General features: G+C 72.8%; 3 protein-coding genes and 2 pseudogenes. All 5 read right to left on the reverse strand.

What is annotated here, in order from left to right; genetic code table 11:
- A pseudogene (locus LO771_RS29780) lies at positions 1-178 on the reverse strand (ATP/GTP-binding protein); the annotation flags it as partial.
- On the reverse strand, positions 159-905 hold the full coding sequence (locus LO771_RS31565) for a DUF742 domain-containing protein (protein WP_230748243.1): 747 nt from the start codon (positions 903-905) through the stop codon (positions 159-161). The gene LO771_RS31565 and the pseudogene LO771_RS29780, both read right to left, overlap by 20 nt.
- Before the next feature lie 153 nt (positions 906-1,058).
- Positions 1,059-1,472: a roadblock/LC7 domain-containing protein gene (locus tag LO771_RS29790; RefSeq protein WP_111495390.1), complete on the reverse strand. Its 414-nt coding sequence runs from the start codon at positions 1,470-1,472 to the stop codon at positions 1,059-1,061.
- Positions 1,473-1,482: 10 nt separating this feature from the next.
- Entirely contained in the window at positions 1,483-4,902 is a 3,420-nt protein-coding gene (locus tag LO771_RS29795) for a nitrate- and nitrite sensing domain-containing protein (protein ID WP_230748244.1), read from the reverse strand.
- Positions 4,903-5,311: 409 nt separating this feature from the next.
- Positions 5,312-5,444, reverse strand: a pseudogene (locus LO771_RS29800) (ATP-binding protein); the annotation flags it as partial.

Below are 5,444 nucleotides of genomic sequence, written 5' to 3' on the forward strand. Positions count from 1 at the left end.
TGAGGTCGTCGATCCCCGCGGACGCGGAGGTCATGACGGCCTCGGTGCGCAGCGGGTTGATCTCCGAGACCGCGCCGACGAGGGTGGTCTTGCCGACACCGAAGCCGCCCGCGACGACGATCTTCGCGGAGGTGGTGGCGCGGGTCGCGGCAGCCGGGCTAGAGCTTGCGAAGTCCACTGAGGACCCTTTCGAGCAGTGTCACGTCGGGCTGTCCGCCGGATTCGCCCCCGGCGGCGGGCTGGTGGATGGCGACCAGGCCTGTTTCGGCCAGGTCGGCGACGAGGATGCGTGCGACCCCGAGCGGCATCGAGAGCAGTGCGGAGACCTCCGCGACCGACTTGACCTCCGTGCAGAGCATGCAGATCCGCTGGTGCTCCGGAAGCAGGGTGTCGAGCTGCTCCGGCTGGGCGGTGGAGGTGACCAGGGCCTCGATCGCCAGCTCGTACCGGGGACGGGTGCGCCCGCCGGTCATGGCGAACGGCCTGATCAGCGGCTCGTCGTCATGGCCGTCGTCGTGGCCGTCCTCGGGGAAGTCCTCGTGGTGGAAGTCCCCGCCGTAGCCGCCCTGCCCGTGCCGGTCCTGGTACGGGGCCGGCGGGGCCTCCTGCCCGTAGCCGCCGTACCGGTCGGCACCGTACTGGTCGCCGCCGTACTGGCCGGCACCGTACGCCTGCTGCTGCTGCGGATCGCCGTACGGCGGGCCGTAGTCCTGGCCGTAGCCCCCTTGGGGAGGTGACCAGCCCCGGCCGTCCCCGCGCTGCGGGAACGGCTGCCCGGGACCGGAACGGCCCCGGGCACCGTGCCCTCCGGGTCCGTAGTCGGTGCCCTGGGCACCGAAGGCGTCGTGGCCCGTTCCGGGATACGGAACGCCGTACGGACCGCTGCGGTCGTCGGGCGGTGTCACGGTTCCTCCTCACGTGGAGCGGCGGGGGCGGTGCGACGGGTGCTGTGCTGTGCAGTGTCCGGTCCCACTACTACCGGCGGTCGTATCTACGGGCGGTCCCGGGCCCTCCTCGCGGGGGCCCGGGACTGACCGGGAGGTGCATCCGGTGGAGCGTCAGTGCAGCAGGCTGCCCTGGAGTTCGGCGCGCAGCGCGGGGGTGAGGACCGCGCCGGCCCGGTCGACGAGGAGTGCCATCTCGTAGCCGACGAGGCCGATGTCGGAGTCGGGGGAGGCGAGCACCGCCAGCGAGGAGCCGTCGGAGACGGCCATGAGGAACAGGAAGCCCCGCTCCATCTCGACCACGGTCTGGTTGACGTCGCCGCCCTCGAAGATCCGGGAGGCCCCGGAGGTCAGGGAGGTGAGGCCGGAGGCCACCGCGGCGAGCTGGTCGGCCCGGTCGCGGGGGAACCCGTCGGACATGGCGAGCAGCAGACCGTCCGCGGAGACCACCACGGTGTGGGACACCCCGGGGGTGTTGTCCACGAAGTTGGTGATCAACCAGTTCAGATTCTGTGCCGCCTGGCTCATCTGACTCAACTCAACGCTCCTGGTGGTTCGAGCCGCCGAAGAGATCGGTGCTGCCGTGCTGTTCGTTGCCGCCCCGGTCGGTCCGGAAGCTGCCCGTCACGGACGGGTCGCCGCCGGCACTGCGCCCCTGCTGGACGCCGCGGCGCAGGCTGCTGAGCCGGCCGCGCACCTCCTCGGGGGCACGGGAGATCTGGGGGCCGTCCTGGGGGATGGTCTGGGCGTTGCCCGGAACCAGGTTCTGCTTGGGCACCCGGCGGGGGAGGCCGGACGTGGTGACCCCGCCCGCGCTGGGCTCCCGCACCTGCTCGGCACGCTGCCAAGAGGTGTCGTTCGGGGTCCGCCAGGCGTCGTCGACCGGAGCACCCGACGGGGTGTTCTCCTTCGCGCCGGTGAACCAGTTGGGCTTCTCGCCCGTGTCCGGGCCGCCGATGGCCCGGTTGCCCAGTCCGGCCGCACCGCCGCCGCCCGGCAGGGCCTGGCCCGGCCGCCGCTGCGGCAGGCCGGCGCCGGTCTGCGCCGACGCGGCGGGGGAGGGGGCCTCGGGGCGGCCGCCGTCGTAGCCGTTGCGGTAGGAGTCGGCGTACCGGCCGTCCGCGTACGGGTCGGCGGGCATCCCCGGGGCGTAGTCCCCGGCGGGGGCGCCGTCGTAGGACTCGCGGTAGCCGTCCTGCGCGGCGTAGCCGGCGTCGGCGTACCGGCTCCCGTCGTCGTACTGCCCGTCGCCGTACTGCTGCCGGCCGCCGTAGCCCTGGTCGGCGTACCCCTGGCCGCCGTAGCCCTGGTCCGCGTACCCCTGCTCGGCGTACCCCTGCTCGGCGGAGGGGCCGCCGCGGCCGTCCTGTCCGGCGTAGCCCTGGTCCGCGTAGTCCTGCGGGGCGTACCCCTCGCGGTACTCCTGCGCGGGCTCCGCGTACTGCTCCTCCGCGTAGCCGCCGGCCTCCGGCGCACCGGACGGCAGGGCGGCCGGACCGGCCTCCAGCGCCGCCCGGCGGCGCTGGTCCAGCCGCATGGAGCGGTTCATGGCGTCCAGCGCGGGGCTGAAGCCGTCGTTGGCCTCCCCGGCGCGCTCGAAGCGGCTGTCGTCGAAGCCCAGCTCGGCGGCGCTGCGCAGCTGCTCGAAGGTGTCCTCCGGGCGGCCCTGCTCCGCGAAGATCCGGGAGACGGTGAACTGCTCCTCGGGCGCCTCCGGCGCCCTCTGCAGCTGGGTGAGGTGGGCGGGCATCATGACCAGCGAGGTGGTGCCGGCCGACTCGCCGGACGGTCGCAGCTGGACCCGGATCTCGTGGCGCTCGGCCAGCCGGCCGACCACGAAGAGGCCCATGCGCCGGGAGATCGAGGCGTCGACGGTGGGCGGGTTGGCGAGCTTCTCGTTGATCTCGGCGAAGTCGTCGGCGGTGAGGCCGATGCCCTTGTCGTGGATCTCCACCAGCACCCGCGCGTCCGGCAGCCGGGTCGCGTTGACCTGCACCTTGGTCTGCGGGCTGGAGAAGGTGGTGGCGTTCTCCAGCAGCTCGGCGAGCAGGTGGACGAGGTCGGTCACGGCGGGGCCGACGACCTCGGTCTCCGGGATGCCCGAGAGCTCGATGCGCTCGTACTGCTCCACCTCGGAGGCCGCGGCGCGCAGCACGTCGACGAGCGGGACGGGCTGGTTCCAGCGGCGGCCCGGCTCCTCGCCCGCGAGGACGAGGAGGTTCTCGCCGTTGCGGCGCATGCGGGTCGCCAGGTGGTCCAGCTTGAAGAGGTTCTCCAGCTGGTCCGGGTCCGCCTCGTTGTTCTCCAGGTCCGTGATCAGCGTCAGCTGGCGCTGGATCAGGCCCTGGCTGCGGCGCGAGAGGTTGGTGAAGATCGCGTTGACGTTGCCCCGGAGCATCGCCTGCTCGGCGGCGAGGCTGACGGCCTGCTGGTGCACCTCGTCGAAGGCGCGCGCGACCTCGCCGATCTCGTCGCGCCCGTACAGCGGGATGGGCCTGACGTCGGTGTCGACCCGCTCGGGGTCGGTCTTGGACAGCCGGTCGACCAGGTCGGGGAGACGGTGGCCGGCGATGTCGAGGGCGGCGGCGCGCAGGGTGCGCATACCGATGATCATAGAGCGTGCGACGAAGCCGGTCAGCAGTCCGGCGACGGCCAGCGAGGCCAGCACGATCGCGGAGTTGAGGATGGCGTCGTTCTGCGCGCGGTTCTTCAGGCGGTGCGCGTCGGCCAGCACCAGGCCGTTCAGCTGGCTCTCCACGGAGCGGTAGCTCTGGATGTGGACCCCGGTCGCCGCCAGCCAGTTGGTGAGGTTCAGGCCCTGGAGGTTCGCGGCGCTCACGGCCTGCAGCGCCGCCCGCGGGCTCTGCGCGGAGGCGATGGCCTGGGCCGTGACGTTGGCGATGCCGATCTGCTGGGTGATGCTCGGGATCGGGTGGCCCGCCTTGGCGGAGGCGACGTCGGTGGCCTTGGCCGCCTCGGCCTGGGCCTGCTGGAAGATCTTGGTGTCGTTGTCGTTGGTGGCGGACTGGAACTCGCCGAGCGACACCTCCTCCAGCTTGTTGGAGATCGCGATGCTCTGGACGAGGGCGCTCATCTCGGGCCTGGTGAGCTTGCCGGTCCTGACGCCGATCAGGAGCTGCGTCATGAGCAGCCGCTGCGTCGAGGCGGAGGCCTTGGAGAGCGCGATGGCGTAGATGGAGCGGCCGCGGGCGGTGACGTCGGAGCCGCCGAAGCCGACCTCGTTCTCGTACGACATCAGCGGCGCGATGAGGACCGAGTAGGCGTTCTGGGTCGCGGTCGCGAAGAGCCGGGGGCTGAAGGCGTTCTCCTGCAGGCTCTGCAGGGAGGCGACCAGCAGCTGGAAGGCGGCGTTGCGGCGCCGCAGCGACTCGTCGTCGGAGAGCGGCTCGTAGGCCTTGTTGTAGGCGGCCAGGGCTTCCGCCGTCGTCGAGCGCAGCTTGTTGACGGCGTTGGTCTGGCTGGTGTCGTGGGTGAGCAGCGGCAGGGCGGACAGGTCGCGCTCCTGCTCCAGGGCGTCGGCGAGCGCGGTGGAGGCCGCGGCGAGCTTCGCCGTCTTCTCGGCGCGGTCCGCGGCCTGCCAGCCGTCGATCGAGGTGTTGACGCGCAGTCCGCCGAAGACGAGGCCGATGACGACCGGGATCAGCAGGATCGCGATCAGCCGGGTCGGCACGCGCCAGTGCCGGGGGGAGAAGGAGCCCAGCCGGCCGCCCGGGCCGCGCTCCTGGTCCCGGTCGCTCCTGTCGCCCGCGCCGTGGCCCGGCTCGGGCGCTGCGGGGGGTGTCGGCCTGCCCTGCGCGGAGGCCCCCGGGGCCGCGCGCTCCGTGGAGGCGGCGAAGGGCGTGAAGGCGGCGCGGTCCCGGGAGTCGCCGGGGTTCCCGGGCTCTCCCTGTCGGGGCTCGGGGCGCCGCTGAGGGGTGACTGGCTGCTTACGCCTCACTCGACAACAACCTCTCGGCCGCTCGGCGGCCATGGATCAATCCAGCGGCACTGCCCGGGTCACGGCCTTCTGCGCGGCGGCTCGGACGGAGGTGGCCCGGGAGTAGCTGGAATTTCAGCACGTGCACGGCGGGCGGAACAAACAGCCGTACACGCCCTTTTGGGGAAGGACAATTCGGGCGGAATGCGGTACCGGTCGACGAATGGCCGCAGGAACGTGTCCGCAGCGGCCCGGTTCGGGCACGCTGGGTGACCGCGCGGCGGGAAATCCCTATCGAACCGTTATGCAGCCGGTGCGCCGCATGGGGGCGTGCGGCCGGACGCGCCGCGCGGGGGCGCGTCCCCCGGCGCGGCAGGGCGGCCCGACGAGTGCCGCAGGAAGCGGGTACCGGGCCGCCCATCGCAGGCTCCTACCTCAGCCGGGCGAGGAGGGCGTGCTCGACGAGGGTGATCAGCGCGGACTTGGCGCTGTCGCGGCGTCGGGCGTCGGTGGTGATGATCGGCGTGTCCGGGCCGAGCTGCAGGGCCTCGCGGACCTCGTCG

Source organism: Streptacidiphilus sp. ASG 303 (genome assembly GCF_020991365.1).
Lineage (GTDB): Bacteria > Actinomycetota > Actinomycetes > Streptomycetales > Streptomycetaceae > Peterkaempfera.

Bases quoted from the DNA above. Each gene is read 5' to 3' on its own strand.
- LO771_RS29790 (WP_111495390.1), bottom strand. From the start codon at position 1,472: ATGAGCCAGGCGGCACAGAATCTGAACTGGTTGATCACCAACTTCGTG.